This is a genomic window from Kitasatospora sp. MAA19, assembly GCF_029894125.1.
Lineage (GTDB): Bacteria > Actinomycetota > Actinomycetes > Streptomycetales > Streptomycetaceae > Kitasatospora.
In genome coordinates this window covers 145709-162720 of record NZ_JARXYZ010000013.1, presented here as the reverse complement: position 1 = coordinate 162720, position 17012 = coordinate 145709, and the positions used below count along the sequence as shown (strand labels likewise).

General features: G+C 74.5%; 16 protein-coding genes. 7 read left to right on the top strand and 9 right to left on the bottom strand.

The genetic code is table 11. From position 1 onward, the window contains the following. Window positions 1–49 precede the first annotated feature (49 nt). Together P3T27_RS21370 and P3T27_RS21365 are read right to left on the bottom strand one after the other, a co-directional pair. Window positions 50–1063, bottom strand: coding sequence for a LysR family transcriptional regulator (locus P3T27_RS21370; protein WP_280680748.1), 1014 nt, complete (start codon window positions 1061–1063; stop codon window positions 50–52). A 190-nt stretch (window positions 1064–1253) separates the two neighbouring features. Then, window positions 1254–2036: an SGNH/GDSL hydrolase family protein gene (locus tag P3T27_RS21365; RefSeq protein ID WP_280680747.1), complete on the bottom strand. Its 783-nt coding sequence runs from the start codon at window positions 2034–2036 to the stop codon at window positions 1254–1256. 233 nt (window positions 2037–2269) lie between these two features. Here P3T27_RS21365 and P3T27_RS21360 point away from each other — a divergent pair, with 233 nt between their 5' ends. Together P3T27_RS21360 and ddaH are read left to right on the top strand one after the other, a co-directional pair. Continuing rightward, window positions 2270–3139: an MBL fold metallo-hydrolase gene (locus P3T27_RS21360; RefSeq protein WP_280680843.1), complete on the top strand. Its 870-nt coding sequence runs from the start codon at window positions 2270–2272 to the stop codon at window positions 3137–3139. A 151-nt stretch (window positions 3140–3290) separates the two neighbouring features. After that, window positions 3291–4118: a dimethylargininase gene (ddaH, locus tag P3T27_RS21355; protein WP_280680746.1), complete on the top strand. Its 828-nt coding sequence runs from the start codon at window positions 3291–3293 to the stop codon at window positions 4116–4118. A 45-nt stretch (window positions 4119–4163) separates the two neighbouring features. Here the strand turns inward: ddaH and P3T27_RS21350 are convergent, their stop codons facing one another. The 5 genes from P3T27_RS21350 to P3T27_RS21330 all read right to left on the bottom strand — a co-directional run bounded on the left by P3T27_RS21350 (window position 4164) and on the right by P3T27_RS21330 (window position 8807). Continuing rightward, complete coding sequence (locus P3T27_RS21350; protein WP_280680742.1) at window positions 4164–4799, bottom strand: lactate utilization protein C; 636 nt, start codon at window positions 4797–4799, stop codon at window positions 4164–4166. Then, window positions 4796–6226, bottom strand: a complete 1431-nt coding sequence (locus P3T27_RS21345; protein WP_280680740.1) for a lactate utilization protein B — start codon at window positions 6224–6226, stop codon at window positions 4796–4798. Before P3T27_RS21345 ends, P3T27_RS21350 begins: the two co-directional genes overlap by 4 nt. Further along, window positions 6223–6984 carry a (Fe-S)-binding protein gene (locus tag P3T27_RS21340; protein ID WP_280680739.1) on the bottom strand — a complete coding sequence of 254 codons (762 nt, stop codon included), beginning with the start codon at window positions 6982–6984 and terminating at the stop codon, window positions 6223–6225. The genes P3T27_RS21345 and P3T27_RS21340 overlap by 4 nt, the downstream gene beginning before the upstream one ends. A 97-nt stretch (window positions 6985–7081) precedes the next feature. Continuing rightward, on the bottom strand, window positions 7082–8260 hold the full coding sequence (locus P3T27_RS21335; protein ID WP_280680738.1) for a globin domain-containing protein: 1179 nt from the start codon (window positions 8258–8260) through the stop codon (window positions 7082–7084). A 91-nt stretch (window positions 8261–8351) separates the two neighbouring features. After that, entirely contained in the window at window positions 8352–8807 is a 456-nt protein-coding gene (locus P3T27_RS21330) for an Rrf2 family transcriptional regulator (RefSeq protein ID WP_280680737.1), read from the bottom strand. Window positions 8808–9146: 339 nt separating this feature from the next. Between P3T27_RS21330 and P3T27_RS21325 the strand changes: the two genes are divergently transcribed. From P3T27_RS21325 to P3T27_RS21315, 3 genes are all read left to right on the top strand, one after another. Then, window positions 9147–10757, top strand: coding sequence for a YncE family protein (locus P3T27_RS21325; RefSeq protein ID WP_280680735.1), 1611 nt, complete (start codon window positions 9147–9149; stop codon window positions 10755–10757). 111 nt (window positions 10758–10868) lie between these two features. Next, window positions 10869–11534 carry a PAS domain-containing protein gene (locus P3T27_RS21320; protein ID WP_280680733.1) on the top strand — a complete coding sequence of 222 codons (666 nt, stop codon included), beginning with the start codon at window positions 10869–10871 and terminating at the stop codon, window positions 11532–11534. Then, the gene (locus P3T27_RS21315) at window positions 11531–12661 is read left to right on the top strand and encodes an aminotransferase class I/II-fold pyridoxal phosphate-dependent enzyme (protein ID WP_280680732.1); all 1131 of its coding nucleotides are present in this window, start codon (window positions 11531–11533) and stop codon (window positions 12659–12661) included. Before P3T27_RS21320 ends, P3T27_RS21315 begins: the two co-directional genes overlap by 4 nt. Before the next feature lie 74 nt (window positions 12662–12735). Here P3T27_RS21315 and P3T27_RS21310 read toward each other — a convergent pair whose 3' ends face one another. Together P3T27_RS21310 and P3T27_RS21305 are read right to left on the bottom strand one after the other, a co-directional pair. Further along, entirely contained in the window at window positions 12736–13518 is a 783-nt protein-coding gene (locus tag P3T27_RS21310) for a glucosamine-6-phosphate deaminase (protein ID WP_280680731.1), read from the bottom strand. Between the two features lie 344 nt (window positions 13519–13862). After that, window positions 13863–14270 (bottom strand): hypothetical protein, encoded by a 408-nt coding sequence (locus tag P3T27_RS21305; RefSeq protein ID WP_280680730.1) that lies wholly within the window; start codon window positions 14268–14270, stop codon window positions 13863–13865. Window positions 14271–14585: 315 nt separating this feature from the next. Here P3T27_RS21305 and P3T27_RS21300 point away from each other — a divergent pair, with 315 nt between their 5' ends. Further along, window positions 14586–15347, top strand: coding sequence for a serine/threonine protein kinase (locus P3T27_RS21300; protein WP_280680728.1), 762 nt, complete (start codon window positions 14586–14588; stop codon window positions 15345–15347). Beyond that, window positions 15344–16936 (top strand): serine/threonine-protein kinase, encoded by a 1593-nt coding sequence (locus P3T27_RS21295; protein WP_280680727.1) that lies wholly within the window; start codon window positions 15344–15346, stop codon window positions 16934–16936. The genes P3T27_RS21300 and P3T27_RS21295 overlap by 4 nt, the downstream gene beginning before the upstream one ends. Window positions 16937–17012: the final 76 nt, after the last annotated feature.

The following is a 17012-nucleotide window of genomic DNA, read 5'->3' as shown; positions in this document are numbered from 1 at the left end:
CCGCGCCGGGCACCAGAAAGCACAGCTCACTCCCGGCGTTCAGCAACGCTTACGGCGTCACGGTGGGCGGGCCCTGCCCGTCGGGTGCGGCCTGCTCGCTGGGGTCGACCAGGTGCCCGTTCACGCGGGGCTCGCCCTCGGTCAGCCCCTGGGCCGCCAGCCGCTCGCTCGCCATCAGCAGCGCGCTCTGCAGCGCCTCGGCCGCCGCCAGCACCGCCGGGGGCGCCCCCCACGGACCGGTGCGGCGCAGCAGGCGCACCAGGTAGGTGCCGGGCACCGGCAGGGTGGTGACGGTGCCGGCGCCCGGGCCGATCAGGGCGGCCGCGTGGGCGGGCAGGATCGCGGCGCCCAGGCGGGCGGCGAGCATGCTGTAGACGGCGAAGCGGTAGCGGGCGGTGTGCTCGACCGAGGGCGCGATGCCGTGCTGGGCGGCCAGGCGCTGGAAGGCCAGCTGCCGGGGCGAGCCGGCCGGGGCGCCGATCCAGGGGCGGGCGGACAGGTGGGCGGCGTCGGTGGGCGCGGGCCAGTCGTGCGGGACGACCAGGCGGTAGGCATCCTCGACCATGACGCTCGCCTCCACGCCGTTCGGCAGCGGGGTCGGTTCCTGCTGGTCGTCCTCGATGACCAGCAGGTCCAGTTCGCCCAGCCGCAGCGCGCGCAGTCCGTCCTGCCGGTCGCTCTCCACCAGGCGGGGGGCGAGGTCGGGGTGGGTGCGGGCGAGGACGTGGACGGCGGTCGTGGCGAAGAAGGTGATGGCGGGCGGCGGCACGCCGATGGCGACCGGGCCGGCGGCGGCGCCGCCGAGCGCGCGCAGGTCGCGGGCGGCGTCCTGGAGCGCCTGGCCGATCCGGTCGCCGTGGCCGGCCAGCAGGCGCCCGGCGGCGGTGAGTTCGGCCCGCCCGCCGGTGCGGTCCACCAGCGGGACGCCGACCTCGCGTTCCAGGCGGCCCAGCTGCTGGGAGACCGCGGACGGGGTGTGGCCCAGCGCGCGCGAGGCGCCCGCCACGCTGCCGGCGTCGGCGATCCGGCGCAGGATCAGCAGTCTCTTCGGGTCGAGCTCCACCGCACCGCCGTCCTTTCGCGCCGCCCGAGGTGGCGGACGCCCATCCTGGCAGAGCCCGCAGCGGAGGGCAGTTCGGTCAGGGCCCCGTCGCCGCCGGGGCGCCGGGTGCTGCGGACCGCGTGGGCGGCGTGGGCCGTGTGGACCACGCGGATCACCCGGGCCGCAGCACCTGAGGATGCTTGACGGATCGTCAGAGCGGCATCAGATCGGGGCGCTTGGCCTCGACGTGGTCGCCCGAGGATTCCCCGCGCAGCCGTCGGCCGACCCAGGGCAGCAGGTACTCGCGGGCCCACTGGAGGTTCTCGCGCCGCTGGTCGGCGGCGGACAGCTCCGGAGTGGCCGGCCAGGGCGCCTCCGGGTCCTGTTCGGTGCGCAGCCCCAGCGAGCGGGCGGCCAGCAGGGCGACCCGCTGGTGGCCTTCGGGGGACAGGTGCAGCCGGTCCTCGCTCCAGGCCCGGCGGTCCTGGACGGCGCGCAGCGACCAGAGGTCGGCGACCTTGCAGCCGTTGCGGTCGGCGACCGCCCGCATGTGCCCGTTGTAGGTGGCGATCTTGCCGCGCAGGTGCTTGAACAGCGGCACGTCGCGGGTGTCGAAGCCGGTGCAGATCAGCACCGTCCCGCTGGACTCGGTGAGTTGGACGATCGCGGCCTCGAAGCGCTCGGCGACCTCGTCCGGGTCGCTGCCGGGCCGCAGGATGTCGTTCCCGCCGGCACAGAAGGTGACCAGGTCGGGCTGGAGCCGGCGGACCTGCGGCACCTGCTCGGCCGAGATCTGGTCCAGCAGCCGGCCGCGCACCGCGAGGTTGGCGTAGCGGAACCCGCCCGGCGGCCGTCCGTCGGCGAGCAGTCCGGCCAGGCGGTCGGCCCAGCCGGCGAAGGCGCCGTCGGCGCCGGGGTCGTTCAGACCCTCGGTGAAGCTGTCGCCGAGGGCGGCATACGAACTGAGGTCAAGGGTCTCCTGGAGGTTCGGCATGAAGGAGATAGTTCACCTATTCAAGTGACCTACGCCACCGTAGGTGCCCCCGGCGGCACGTGAGATGGGCCACGTGCCCCACCCGACTCGTAGAGCGCCGGGCCCCGGAAACCACAAGATCCCCGCCCCCTTCCGCTTTTGGGCCCGCCCGGACGATCCTCGAAGGGTGCGGCCGACGCGGCCGCCGTCCTTCCAGGGGGAACACATCCATGGCTATGAACCCGACCTCCGGCATGCCCGGACAGTGGTCCGTCGACGACCGCTGCACCAACTGCGACGTGGCCCGCCAGCTCGCGCCCGGACTGATCCGCGAGCACGCCGGCCGCTCCGAGCTGGTCCGCCAGCCGCGTGACGAGGCCGAGCACCGCAGCCTGCTCGCCGCCGCCCACGCCTGCCCCACCCGCTCCATCCGCCCGGGTACCGGCCCGCTCGACCCGGCCACCGACCCCTTCCCGCTCGCCCTCGACGACAGCCTGCTGCTGCTCGGCCACAACTCCCGCCACACCGCGGGGGCCAACTCCTACCTGCTGCGCCGCGCCACGGGCTGGTTGATGGTCGACACGCCCCGCTACGCCGAGCCGCTGGCCGCCCGCTACGAGGCGCTCGGCCCGGTCACCGACGTCCTGCTGACGCACCGTGACCACGCCGCGCACGGCCGGGCGTACGCCGAGCGGTTCGGCGCCCGGCTCTGGATCCACGAGGGCGACCTGGAGGCCGCGCCCGACGCCGACCGGGTGCTGCGCGGCGTCGACCCGGTGGAGATCGCCCCGGGCGTCACCGCCCACCCCTTCCCCGGCCACACCCGCGGCAGCGTGCTGTACCTGGCCGACGAGCGCTACTGCTTCACCGGCGACACCCTGTACTGGTCCCGCACCACCGGGGACCTGGAGGTGTACGACACCGTCACCTGGTACTCGATCGAGGAGCTCTCCGCCTCGCTGGACCGCAGCCTGGGCGCGCTGCGCTTCGAGTGGCTGCTCCCCGGCCACGGCGAGCGGCGCCGGATGCCCGCCGAGGAAGCGGCGGTGCGGCTGCGGGCGCTCGCCGACCGCTGCCGGGGTCGGCGGACCGCGCCGGTGGACTTCGGCGCGGTCCGCTGGTGACACCCGGGCACGCGTGCGCCGGTGCCCGCGCCGGGTGCGCGGGGGCCTGCGCCCGCCGGGGGCGCCCGCGCGGGTGTGCGAACGGCATCGACGGGGCAGCCGATGTGGAACGGAATCCCCGAACTCCCCCGCAACCGAGGACGGTTGAGCAATGCCCACGCAGACCCCGGAGCGCACCGCCCGGCCGCGGCGCTACCTGATGTGCCGACCGACCCACTTCACCGTGGACTACGCGATCAACCCGTGGATGGACCCGGCACAGCCCACCGACACCGCGCTCGCCGTCTGCCAGTGGGAGCGGCTGTACTGGCTCTACCGCCGCCTCGGCCACACCGTCGAGCTGATCGACCCGGTGCCCGGCCTGCCCGACATGGTGTACGCCGCCAACGGCGCGACCGTGCTGGACGGCCGGGCGCTGGTCGCCACCTTCCGCTACCCGGAGCGGGCCGCCGAATCCGAGGCCTACCAGGCCTGGTTCCGGGCGCACGGCTACCGGGAGGTGCGCCGCGCCGGGCACGTCAACGAGGGCGAGGGCGACCACCTGGTGGCCGGCCGCCGGCTGCTCGCCGGGACGGGCTTCCGCACCTCCCGGGCCGCGCACGCCGAGGCGGGCGAGGTGTTCGGCGTCCCGGTGGTGACCCTGACCCTGGTCGACCCGCGCTTCTACCACCTGGACACGGCGCTGGCGGTGCTCGCCGACGACCACGTCATGTACTACCCGGAGGCCTTCGACGCCGACAGCCGGGCCGTGCTGCGCACCCTGTACCCGGACGCGATCCTCGCCGACCGGGCCGACGCCGAGGTCTTCGGCCTCAACGCGGTCTCGGACGGCCGCCGGGTGCTGCTGCCCGAGGCGGCGAAGAACCTGACCGGGCGGCTCGCCGAGCACGGCTACGAGCCCGTCCCGGTGGACGTCTCGGAACTGCTGAAGGGCGGCGGCGGGGCCAAGTGCTGCACGCTGGAGCTCCGCCCGCGGTGAGCCGTTCGCACGAGTCCGGTCCGGTGACGCTGCGGCGGCCGCCGGTCAGCCCTCGACCAGCAGGACCTCCAGGGTGCGCGGGCCGTGCACGCCCTCGACCCGGTCGAGTTCGATGTCGCTGGTCGCGGAGGGCCCGGAGATCCAGGTCTGCGGGCGGGCCGGGTCGAGCCGGGGCAGGGCGAGCGGCACGGAGGCGACGACCTGCCCGGGGGCCCGGACGACGCACAGGTGGTGGTCCGGGACGAGGCTGAGCAGCCGCCGCCCCTGGCCCGGTCCGCCGTCCAGCATGATCGTCCCGGTCTCGGCGATCGCGAGCGCGCAGCCGGTGACGACGCTGTCCACGGTGTCGAGCCGGGCGGCGGTGAGCGTGCCGTCGTCCGGGACGGCCGTGACGGCGGCGGCGCCGAGCCAGGCGGGCGGCAGACCGGGCGGCACGGCGACCGTACGGCTGCCGCGCTCGGCCAGCAACCCGGCCAGGGCGCCGGGGAGTTCGGCCTCGGTGCAGCGGTGGACGCGGGCCCGGTAGTCGGCCAGGTTGTGGTGCAGCAGATCGAGCAGCGCCGCCGGATCGTCGGGGCTGTGGGTGCGCAGGTAGTCCCGGGGAATCGGCTGTTCCGGTGCCGGGGCGGGGTCGGCGAGGGCGGCGCGGATCCGGGCGAGGATCGACTCCCGTGAGGTCATGAGCGGTTCCTCCGCCACCAGTCGCGGAACGGTTCGGCGGGCACCTGCGGGAGGTCCCGGGTGTCGGTCCAGGCCCGGCCGGGGCCGGGCAGCCGGCGCGGGTGCAGGGCCCGGGTGCGCCCGGCCAGCCGTTCGGCGGCCGCGAGCGCCGCCGGGTGGTCGAACAGGTACCCGGCGGCGGCGATCGCGGCCCGCTCCAGCGGGTGCCCGCCCTGCTCGGCGACCCGCTCGCGCAGGTGCACCAGCACCTCGGGGATGTCGATCGCCACCGGGCACACCTCGTAGCAGGCCCCGCAGAGCGAGGAGGCGTACGGCAGCGAGGCGTCCACCGGGCTTGTGATGCCGCGTAGTTGGGGCGTCAGAATGGCGCCGATCGGGCCCGGGTAGACCGAGCCGTACGCGTGGCCGCCGGCCCGCTCGTACACCGGGCACACGTTGAGGCAGGCCGAGCAGCGGATGCAGCGCAGCGCCTGGCGGCCGACCTGGTCGGCGAGCGCGGCGGTGCGCCCGTTGTCGAGCAGCACGAGGTGGAACGCGGACGGGCCGTCGCCGTCGGCCCCCTTCGACGGCCCCAGCCCCGTCCACAGCGAGGTGTACGGGTTCATCCGCTCGGCGGTGGAGGAGCGGGGGAGCAGTTGCAGGAAGACCTCCAGGTCCCGCCAGGTGGGCACGACCTTCTCGATCCCGACCACGGAGATCAGGGTGCGCGGCAGGGTGAGGCACATCCGGCCGTTGCCCTCGGACTCGACGACCACCAGGGTGCCGGTCTCGGCGACCATGAAGTTGGCGCCGGAGACGGCGACCCGGGCGCGCAGGAACTTCTCCCGCAGGTGCAGCCGGGCGGCCTCGGCGAGTTCGGCGGGGGAGTCGGTGAGGTCCGCGGGCGCGGGGCGGCCCCAGGCGGCCATCCGCTCGGCGAAGATCTCCCGGATCTCGGCGCGGTTGCGGTGGATCGCGGGCACCAGGATGTGCGAGGGCCGGTCGTCGCCCAACTGGACGATCAGCTCGGCGAGATCGGTCTCGTAGGCGGTGATCCCCTCGGCGGCGAGTGCCTCGTTGAGCCCGATCTCCTGGGTGGCCATCGACTTGACCTTGACGACCTCCGTCTCGCCGGTGGCGTGGACCAGGTCGGCGACGATCCGGTTGGCCTCCTCGGCGTCGGCCGCCCAGTGCACGGCGCCGCCGGCGGCGGCGACCGCCTCCTCCAACTGGACGAGGTAGCGGTCGAGATGGCGCAGTGTGTGGTCCTTGATCGCCTTGCCGGCGGCGCGCAGCTCGGCCCAGTCGTCGAGTTCGGCGACGGCGCGGGCGCGTTTGTCCCGGATGGTGTGGGTGGCGTGCCGCAGGTTGGCGCGCAGCCGCCCGTCCCGGAGGGCGGCCGCGGCGGCCTGCGGGAAGGCGGGCATGCCGAGGAAGGTGCCGGTCACGAGGGCCTCCACGGGTGCTGCTCGGTGCTGGCGAGGATCTCCGCGAGGTGCAGCGGGCGCAGCGCCTCGCCCCGGCGGTGCAGGGTGGCGCCGAGGTGCAGCAGGCAGGAGTTGTCGGCGCCGCACAGGACGTCGGCGCCGGTGCCGAGCGCGTGGGCGAGCTTGTCCTCGGCCATGGCCGCCGAGACCGCCGCGTTCTTGACCGCGAAGGTGCCGCCGAAGCCGCAGCACTCCTCGGCGCCGGGCAGCTCGACCAGCTCCAGCCCCCGGACGGCGCGCAGCAGCCGCAGCGGCCGCTCGCCGAGGCCGAGCACGCGCAGGCCGTGGCAGGACGGGTGGTAGGTGACGGTGTGCGGGAAGTACGCGCCGACGTCCTCGACGCCGAGCACGTCGGTGAGGAACTCGGTCAGTTCGTGGACCCGGGGCGCCAAGGCGTCGGCGGCCTCGGCGAGTTCGGTGCCCCGGCCGTCGGCGGCAGCCCGGGCGCCGATCCGGGGGTAGTTGTCCCGGACCATCGCGACGCAGGAGCCGGAGGGCGTCACCACGTGCTCGTACCCGGCGAAGGCCCGCGCGGTGCGCCGGACCAGCGGTTCGCAGGCCTGCCGGTAGCCGGTGTTGTACTGCGGCTGCCCGCAGCAGGTCTGCCCGGCGGGGAAGTCCACGTCCACGCCGAGGCGTTCCAGCAGCCGGACGGTCGCGACCGCCGTGGCGGGGAACAGCGCGTCGTTGACGCAGGTGGCGAACAGCGCGACCCGCATCGGCCCTCCCTTCGTCCGACGCCGTCGTCGGCCCGCTCGTGATCGTACCGAGCGGGCCGCGGCGGGCGCGGGATCTCGGGTGAGCCCGCGTGGGACCTCAGGCGAGCCAGAGGTCCGGGCCGAACACCTCGTAGTGGATGTCCGCCGCCGGGACGCCCGCCGTGAGGAGCTGCTCGCGGACGGCGCGCAGGAAGGGCAGCGGCCCGCACAGGTAGGCGGTGGTGCCGGCCGGGACGTCGACGGTGGACAGGTCCACCAGCCCGGTGCGCTCGGCGGGCCAGTCGCCGAGCGGCCGCTCGTAGAAGACGTGGGCGGTGGCGTTCGGCAGCTTGGCGGTGAGCTGGGCGAGGTCGGCGCGGAAGGCGTGGGTGAGCTGGTCGCGGTCGCCGTGCACCGAGACGACGGTCCGGGGGGAGCCGGCGGCGGCGAGGTGGTCGAGCATCGCGGTCATCGGGGTGTTGCCGATGCCGGCCGAGGCGAGCAGCACCGGCCCGTCGCCGTCGGCGAGGGCGATGTCGCCGAGCGGGGGCGCGAGTTCGACGGTGTCGCCGGTGTGCAGGTGGTCGTGCAGGTGGGCGGAGACCTCGCCGCCGGGCTCGCGCTTGACGGTGAAGCGCAGCGCGCCGTCGGCGCTGCCGGAGAGGCTGTACTGGCGGATCTGCCGGGCGCCGTCGGCCAGGCGGGTGCGCACCGAGACGTACTGGCCGGGGCGGGAGGCCGGGGTGGGACCGCCGTCGGCCGGGCGGACCAGGAAGGTGGTGACGTCGCCCGTCTCCTGGTAGCGGGCGACGACGGTGTAGGGGCGCCAGAGGTCGGCCGGGTCGCCGCCGGCGGCGGTCTCGGCGCGCAGCCGGTCCTCGATGGCGACGAGCGCGTTGGCCATCAGCCAGTACACCTCGTCCCAGGCGGCCGCGACCTCGGGGGTGACGGCTTCGCCGAGCACCTCGACGATGGCGGCGAAGAGGTGCTCGTGGACGATCCGGTACTGGTCGTCGGTGATGCCGACGGAGACGTGCTTGTGCGCGATCCGGGCGAGCATCGCGTCGGGCCGCTGGTCGGGGTGGGCGATCAGCGCACTCGCGAAGGCGGCTATCGACCCGGCGAGCGCCTGCCGCTGGGCGCCGTTGGCCTGGTTGCCCCGGTTGAACAGGTCGCGCAGCAGCTCCGGGTGCGCGGCGAACAGGCGGTCGTAGAAGCGCGGCGTGATGTCCCCGATGGCGGCGCCCACGATGGGCAGGGTGGCCTCGACGACCTCGGCGGACTTGGTGGACAGCATCAGTCGGGCTCCTAACTGGTATGTAAGATTCGTATTAAAGGCCGTGCGGAGGCGCGGCCCGGCCGGGGTCGGCCGATGGGGTGGGCGGGGTTCAGTCGGTGGAGCGGTTCGCGGGGCGGGTGGTGAGGCCGAGCAGCACCGGTCCGGTGGGGGAGGCCACCAGGTCGTCGATGCTGAGCGGGTCGAGCGCGGCGAAGAAGGCCTCCTGGGCGGTCCGCAGCGCACCGCGCAGGCGGCACGCGGCCCGCAGCGGGCACGGCGGGTCGTCCTCGCAGCCGACCACGTCGCCGACCCCCTCCAGCTCGCGCAGGAGCAGTCCGAGCGAGCCGGTGCGCCCGGCGAAGGTGAGCAGCAGCCCGCCGCCGCGCCCGCGCCGGGCCTCCACCACCCCGAGGTGCTGAAGCCGGCTGACCACCTTCGCCGCGTGGGTGTACGGCACGCCGACCGCCTCGGCCACCTCGCGGGTGGTCGGGTTGGCGTCCTCGCCCAGCACGGCCAGCCGCATGGCGATCCGCAGGGCGATGTCGGTGCTCTTGGTCAGCCTCACGTTCGAAACGCTATCGAATACGACTCCGGAACTCCAATTTTCTGCACGCCCCCCGGAGGCCCCCGGGAGCCCCCCTCGGCAGGCTCCCGGGCGTTCGCGGCCGGCGGCGGGCGCCGGGACGGAAGGGGCGACCGGGGGCCGCCACGGCCGAATCCCGGTCGAATCTGAACAGTTGACGACATTACCGATCAGCTCCTGACGGATGGTCATACCGGCTTCTACGCTTCGTGCGGCTCCGGATCCGCAGGGGGTCGGAGCGACCGGCGTTGCATCCCTTGACCGACCATCCTGGAGAGACCCGTGAGAACACGTCGTGCACCTGGGCGCGCCTGGACGGCCGTGACCGCGATAGCTGCGGCCACGGCCGCACTGCTGTCCCAGCCCGCCGCCGCCGAGGCCGTCACCCCGCCGCCGACCGTCACGGCCCACGTGCCGGTGGCGCCCTACCCGGCGGGCCTGGCGCTCACGCCGGACGGCACCCGGGCCTACGTGGCCAGCCAGAGCAGCGGCGCGGTGAGCGTGCTGGACACCACGAGCAACACGGTGGCCGCCACCTTCACCGCCGGCACCGGCTCCTACGCGGTCGCCCTCTCGCCCGACGGGCACCGCGCCTACCTGACCCACCACCTCGACGGCGCCGTCAGCGTCGTCGACACCGCGAGCAACACCGTGACCGCCACCGTTCCGGTCGGCGCCCAGCCGTGGGGCCTCGCGCTCTCCGCGGACGGCTCGCGCGCCTACGTCGGCAACGCCGGGGCCGACACCGTGAGCGTGCTGGACACCGCCACCAACACCGTGACCGCCACCGTCCCGGTCGGTGCCGAGCCGCACGGGCTGGCCCTCTCGGCGGACGGCAAGCGGCTCTACGTCGCGGCCACCGGTGCCAAGGCGGTGAGCGTCGTCGACACCGTGAGCAGCACGGTGAGCGCCACCGTTCCCGTCGGCCACAGCGTCTTCGGCCTCGCGCTCAGCCCGGACGGCACCCGGCTCTGGGCGGCCGACGCCGACGACGGCACCGCCAGCGTCGTCGACACCACCGGCAACACGCTGGTCGGCACCGTCGCCGTCGGCTCCGGTCCGTACGCCGTCGCGCTGGCCCCGGACGGCAGCGCCGCGTACGTCTCCAACTACGCCGACAACACCGTCAGCGTGGTGGACACCGCCAGTCGGACGGTCACCGCGACCGTCCCGGTCGGCGCCAGCCCGTACACCCTGGCGGTCACCGGCGACGGCCGGCGCGGCTACCTCGCCGACTTCACCGGCAACGCCGTCGACGTGTTGAAGTTCCCGCTGCCCGTCCCGGCCGTCGCCGCGATCAGCCCGTCCGGCGGCTCGGGGACCGGCGGCACCACGGTGACCGTCACCGGCACCGACCTGAACGGCGCCACCGCCGTGACCTTCGGCGCGGCCGGGGCCGCCACCGCGTTCAGCTGCACGAAGACCAGCTGCACCGCCACGGCCCCCGCCACCACGGTGACCGGGCCGGTGGACGTCCAGGTCACCACGCCCGGCGGCACCAGTGCCGCCGTCGCCGCCGACCGCTTCACCTACACGGCCCCCAGTGCCCACCTCGGCGTCGCCCTCACCGCCACGCCGGTGGGCAACCTGCTGAGCGGCCGGGTCGACTACACCGTCACCCTGACCGGCCAGGGTCCCGACCCGGTCACCGCGGCCACCGTCTCCGCCGACCTCCCGGCCGGGCTGGCGGCGACCTCCGGTGACTGCGCGATCGCGGGCGGCAAGCTCACCTGCACGCTCGCCGCGCCGCTGGCCAAGGGCGCGAGCACCACCCGGCACTTCTCGATCTCGGTCGGCCTGCTCAGCCTGATCCGCAGCTTCGACGTCACCGTGGCCCGCACCGCCGGTGCGCCCGCCGACCCGTCCCCGGCCACCAGCCGGGACACCCGCAGCTGCACCGCCGTCCTCGGCATGCTGATCACCTGCCACTGATCGCCCCCGCGCACCGACGGCCCCGCCCGGCCCATGGCACTCCAGGAGTCGGCGGGGCCTTCGCCGGTCCAGCTCTGGACGAATCGTCCGGACTGGACGTACAGTCCAGGCATGACCACCGAAACCCCCGACCCGCGGGTCCGGACCTGGGGACCGGCCTGCCGCGCCGTGGCCCTGCTGCTCGGGCCGTACGCCGAGGTGGTGCTGCACGACGCCGCCACCGACCGGGTGCTGGCCGTCTGGAACCCGATGACCCCCCGGGCCCCCGGCGACCCGTCGATGCTCGGCGAACTCGACGCCCTCGACCCCTCCGCCCCCGACGTCTACGGCCCCTACGAGAAGCTGCTGCCCGACGGGCGCCGGCTCTCCTCCGTCAGCGCCGTGCTGCGCGACGACGCCGGACGGCCCTCGGCGATGCTGTGCGTCAACCTCGACCGGGGCCCGCTGGAGCAGGCCGCCGCCCTGCTGGCGGGCTTCGCCGCGCCCACCGCGCCCCGCCCCGAACCGCTCTTCGAGCGCGACTGGACCGAGCGGATGAACGACGTGATCGGCGGCTACGTCCGCGCGCAGGGCCGCCCGCTCGAACGCTTCGGTCGCGAGGACCGGCTCGCCGTGCTGCGCGAACTCGACCAGGCCGGGGTGTTCGCCGTCCGCCGCGCCGCTCCCGCCGTCGCCACCGCGCTGCGGATCTCCCGCTCGACCGTCTACACCCTGCTCGCCGAGCTCAAGCAGGCCCCCGCCCGCCGGAACGCGCACCAGAACCAGGACGAGAAATGACCATGCTCCCCGACTTCCGGCTCGAAACCTACTTCTCGCGCTGGGAGTTCACCGCCCGACACCACCTCACCGCCTCCGACGCCCAGACCATGACGATGGCCGAACTCCTCGCCCTGGCCGGCCCCGAGGACCGGCAGGCCTGGGACGGGCTCGCGCTCGGCTATACCGAGAGCTACGGGGACCCGGCGCTGCGCCGCGCCATCGCGGGGATGTACCAGGAGGTCGACGCCGACGACGTGATCTGCTTCGGCGGTGCCCAGGAGGGGCTCAACCTCGCCATGCAGGTGCTCCTCGACCGGGGTGACCACGCCGTGGTGGTGACCCCCAACTACCAGTCCGCCGAGACCATCCCGCTCTCCCTCTGCGAGGTCACCGGCGTCGCCCTGGACGAGCGGGACGACTGGGCGCTCGACCTCGACGCGGTCACGGCCGCGCTGCGCCCGAACACCCGGGTGCTGTCGGTGAACTTCCCCAACAACCCGACCGGCAAGGTGATCGACGCCGCCGACTTCGGGCGCCTGGTGGAGCTGTGCGAGGAACGCGGCATCCGGCTCTTCTCGGACGAGGTCTACCGCGGCCTGGAGCGCGATCCGGCCCGCGCCCTGCCGCAGGCCGCCGACCTCTCCGAGCGCGCCCTCTCGCTCAACGTCACCTCGAAGTCGCTCGGCCTGCCCGGCCTGCGGATCGGCTGGATCGCCTGCCGCGACCGGGAGTTGCGCTCCCGGCTGGAGCGGGCCAAGCACTACACCACGATCTGCAACTCGGCGCCGAGCGAGGTGCTGGCCCGGATCGCGATCAACGCCCGCGAGCGGATCCTGGCGCGCAACCGCGCGATCATCGCGGAGAACCTGCCGCAGTTCGACGCGTTCTTCGCCGAGTTCGCCGACCTCTTCGAGTGGCGCGCCCCGGACGGCGGCTGCGTCGCCTACCCGCGCTACCTCGGGGCGGACGGGGTGGAGGACTTCTGCACCGCGCTGGTCGAGCAGGCGGGCGTCCTGCTGCTGCCCGCGAGCATGTACCGCTCCGAGCTGACGCCCACCCCCGCCGACCGCTTCCGGATCGGCCTCGGCCGTCGCGACCCCGGCCCCGCCCTGGCGGACTTCGCCGACTGGCTCCGCAGGCGCTGACCGTCGGGGTGGGGCCGGGACGTCATCCGGGCCGGTACCGGAAGCGACCGCTTCCGGTACCGGCCCGGGGGACCTCAGAGACCCTGCCAGGCCGGCTTGGCGGCGTAGGTGTCGCGGAAGTAGTCGGCGAGCCTGAGGCCGGAGGCGGCGGCCTCGTCGACCACCACGGTGGCGTGCGGGTGGAGCTGCAGCGCCGAGGCGGGGACGGCGGCGGACAGCGGACCCTCGACGGCGAGGGCGACGGCCTCGGCCTTGGCCTCGCCGGTGGCGAGCAGGACCAGGTGCCGCGCCTCCAGGATGGTCCCGATGCCCTGGGTGATGACGTGGTGCGGGACCTCGTCGAGGCTGTCGAAGAACCGGGCGTTGTCCTCGCGGGTCTGCCGGGTGAGCGTCTTGATCCGGGTGCGGGAGGCCAGCGAGGAGCAGGGCTCGTTGAAGCCGATGTGGCCGTCGGTGCCGATGCCGAGCAGCTGGAGGTCGACGCCGCCGGCCGCGGCCAGTGCGCGGTCGTAGGCGGCGGCCGCCGCGGCGATGTCCGTCGCGTTGCCGTCGGGGCCCAGGAAGGAGTCCTCGGTCAGGCCGAGCGGTTCGACGACCTCGCGCAGCACCACCGAACGGTAGGACTCGGGGTGGCCGGCGGGCAGGCCGACGTACTCGTCGAGCTGGCAGATGCGCGCCCGGGGGGCGTCGAGCCGGCCGTCGCGGACCCGCTCGGCGAGGGCCTGGTAGATCGGCAGCGGGGTCGAGCCGGTCGCCACGCCGAGCAGGGCCTCGGGCTTGCCGGACAGCAGATCGGTGATCGCCGCGGCGATGAGTTCGCCGGCCGCTGAGGCGTCAGGGACGATCACGATTTCCATACTGGTCCACCGTTCTAGCCGGATTTCTGGTCTAGACCTCCTTTGAGGTCTAGACCAGTTTGCCGTGAACGGGTGCCCCAGGTCCACCCGGGCCTGGTCAACGCCGTCCGTCCGGCTTGCGGGCGGCCTGCCCGGCACCGATCCGGCACCGATCGGCGGGGGCACGGACGCCGACGGGCCGGCCGCCACGTGCGGTGGCGGCCGGCCCTGGAGCCGGGGCGCGGGCGCCCCGGTTCACCCGGTCCGTGAGGTTCCGCGACGGCCCGGTGGCCGTTGTCGAGCCGGTGGCCGTTGACGACCGGGTGGCCGTTGACGACCCGACGCTCGTCGAGGAACCCGGTCGGTCAGAACGGGTTGGTACAGGTGGTGACCCGCTGGGTCGCCTCCAGCGCCGGGCCGGCGGTGGCGCAGATCATCCGCAGGTCGGTGGTGATGACGCGCGGGGTGACCGCCTTCGCGGAGCCGAGTCGCACGGTGGTGGCGGAGGCGACCGTCTCCCACGGGCTGCCCCAGGCCTTCTGCGTCCGGACCTCGACCCGGACCACCGTCAACTGGCCCGGGTCGGCCGAGACCTGGGCGACGCCGAAGACGCCCTCGCCGTCGTGCTGGTGGGAGATGCACGGCGTGTTGACCACTGCGGTGCAGGTCGCCGTGTCGTTCTCGGTCGTCGCCGCGGCCGCCGTGGCCGGTCCGGCCGTCAGGCCTGCGATCCCTGCCACTGCCATCATCACAGCTGCGATCCGAGCGCGCATGATATGAACCTCCTTGGAAATTAAGGGGATCTCACTCCTTGAGATGAGTCTTGCATAGAACGTGGACATGTCGAGTGTGTGTTGCGTCACACTCATGGTGATCGTTCAATTACGTAGTGCAACCATCCGCTCCGGTTGTTCGGCGGCCCGTCCGGCGGGCGTCAGGCGGGCGCCTGACGGATGATCAGTCCGGCGGTCGGCAACTCCGCGAGGCCCGGTCCGGATTGGCCGCGTTCCTTCACTCGTCCGGGTGGCGAACTGCCGTCGGGGCGAATCGGGCGGATAGCATCGACCCCGAACCGCGGAGGTGTCTGCGTGGACACGGTCATCGTGCAACTGCCCGACCGGGGGCCTGTGGTGGCGTCCGGCGCACCGCCCGGCCTGCTGCGGATGGGCCCCGGTGAGGCTGCGGTGTTCGGACGCGGCGAGCCGGGCCGGCCGGTCCCCATCCCGCTGCCCGACCAGGGCGTGTCCCGCCGTGCGGGGGAGGTCACCGCCGCCGAGGACTACTGGCGGCTCTCCAACTTCAGCACCTCCGCCACCTATGTGGTGGAGAACCTGGAGGGCGCGGGCGAGTACGTCAAGGTGGCGCCCGGGCGGCTCGGCGCGCCCGTCCCGTTCGAGTTCTCCCGGGTGCTGCTGCCGGCCCTCGGCGAACCCGCCTCGTTCAAGGTCTTCGCCCCGCAACACGCCTACCTGGAGGGCCGGTCCGGCGGCGCCGAGGGCGAACGCACCGTCAGCCCGTTCGCCCTCGACCCGACCGCCAAGTACTTCCTGGTGCTGCTCGCGCTCTGCGAGCCCCGGCTGCGCTCGCCCTCCGCCGCCGCCGTCCCCGGCGTCACCGACGTGCTGGCCCGGCTGCGCGCCCTGCCCTCCTGTCGCGGCCTGACCCGCTCGGCGGTCAACTACCACATCGACTACCTGGTGTGGACGAAACTGCGGCTGCGCGAGCCGTACGAGGACGGCCCGGGCGGGGGCAAGCGCGAGGAACTCGTCGCCCTGGCACTGAAGTTCGACCTGGTCCGGGAGGAGCACCTGGCCCTGCTCCCGCCCCGGCGCCCGGTCGCCCGAACGTGAGGCCCGCCGACCCGGAGCACGACCGGCCGCCGGATCCGGACCGGCCCCCGCCGGCGGCAGGCCGGACCTCACCGGAGCCCGATCAGCCCTCCGACCAGCCGCCGGAGCGGCCGTTCGAGGTCCCGCCCGGCTACTCGCTCGCGGGCTACCGCACCGGCGCCTTCCTCGGCGAGGGCGCCTGGGGCAGCGTGTACGCGGCCGAAGGCCCCGACGGCACCCCGGCCGCCGTCAAGCTGCTCAGCCCCGCCCGGCTCAGCCCGGGCCAGCGCCGGACCATGGCCCAGATCGCCCGCAGCGAGATGCGCTTCAGCCGCCGCGCCGACCACCCCCACCTGATCCGCACCCTCGCGGTGACAGTCGTCGACGATCCGGCCGCCCCCGGCCTGGACGGCGCCGTCGCCCTGGTGATGGAACGCGCCGCCCGCAGCCTCCAGGACGTGCTCGCCGCCGCCCGCCCCGGCGCCCCGGTGCCCGGCGCCGAACGCGTGCTCACCGAGGTCTGCGCCGGGCTCACCCACATGCACCGGGTCGGCTGGGTGCACGGGGATCTCAAACCGGCCAACATCCTGCTGATGCCCGACGGCACCGCCAAGATCGCGGACTTCGGCCTCACCGCCGAGCTGGAGGGCACCCACGCCTACGCGCCGCCGCTCGGCTCGCCCGACCACGTCCCGCCCGAGTGGTGGTCCCAGCGCACCGGGGCGCGCGGCGTCGTCCTGCGGCCCAGCGCCGACATCTGGGCCTTCGGGGTGATCGCCCACCAACTGCTCACCGGCGGTCTGCACCCGTTCCTCGGCGCCACCGCCCGGGCCCGCTCGCTGGCCGCCCAGGCCTACGCGCGCGGCGCGGCGCCGCTGCGGCTGGACGAGACGCTGCCCGGGCCCTGGCGGGTCGTGGTCGCCGCCTGCCTGACCCCCGGCCGGGAGGAGCGGACCCGCACCGACCTCGCCGCGCTGGTCGCCCGGGCCGCCGACGGTCCGCCCGGCCGTCGGCGCGCGGCGCTGCGGGCCGGCGCCTGTCTGCTGGCCTGCACCGCCACCGTCCTCGCCCTGACCGGTACTCCCGAGCCGGACGGCGCGGGACTGGGTGCGGTCGGGTCGGCCGCCCGCCCGGCCGCGCCCCCGCTGCCCGGTGCGATCCCGGCCGGCTCGGACGTCCCGGTGGCCTACCGGGGCGTGATCGAGAACGCCGCCCGGCGCTGCCCCGAGCCGGAGATCGCCCCGGTGCTGCTGGCCGCCATGCTGAAGGCCGAGAGCGGCTTCGACCCGAACGCGGCCAATCCCGACACCGGCGAGTACGGCATCGCCATGTGGACGCCCGCCGTCTTCGCGGCCTGGGCGAAGGCCGCCGCCCACGACGGTCCCACGTCCTACCTGGACCCGGGCGACGCGATCGCCGCGATGGGCAACTACGTCTGCTGGCTTGACCAGCAGCTCAAGCACCGCGGTTTCACCCACGACCTGCCGGCCCTGGTCACCGCCGCCTACCGGACCAGTGACAAGACGGTGGCGGACGCCGGCGGCGTCCCGGAGCGGATCCGCCCGCATGTCGACAAGGTGCTTCGGTATCTGGCCGACTACGGTGGGTGAACGCCCATATCGGGATGAGTTATGCCAGATCCGTCCATACCCCGGCGCGGGCAGCCGGGTGGACGGGTCCCGGTCT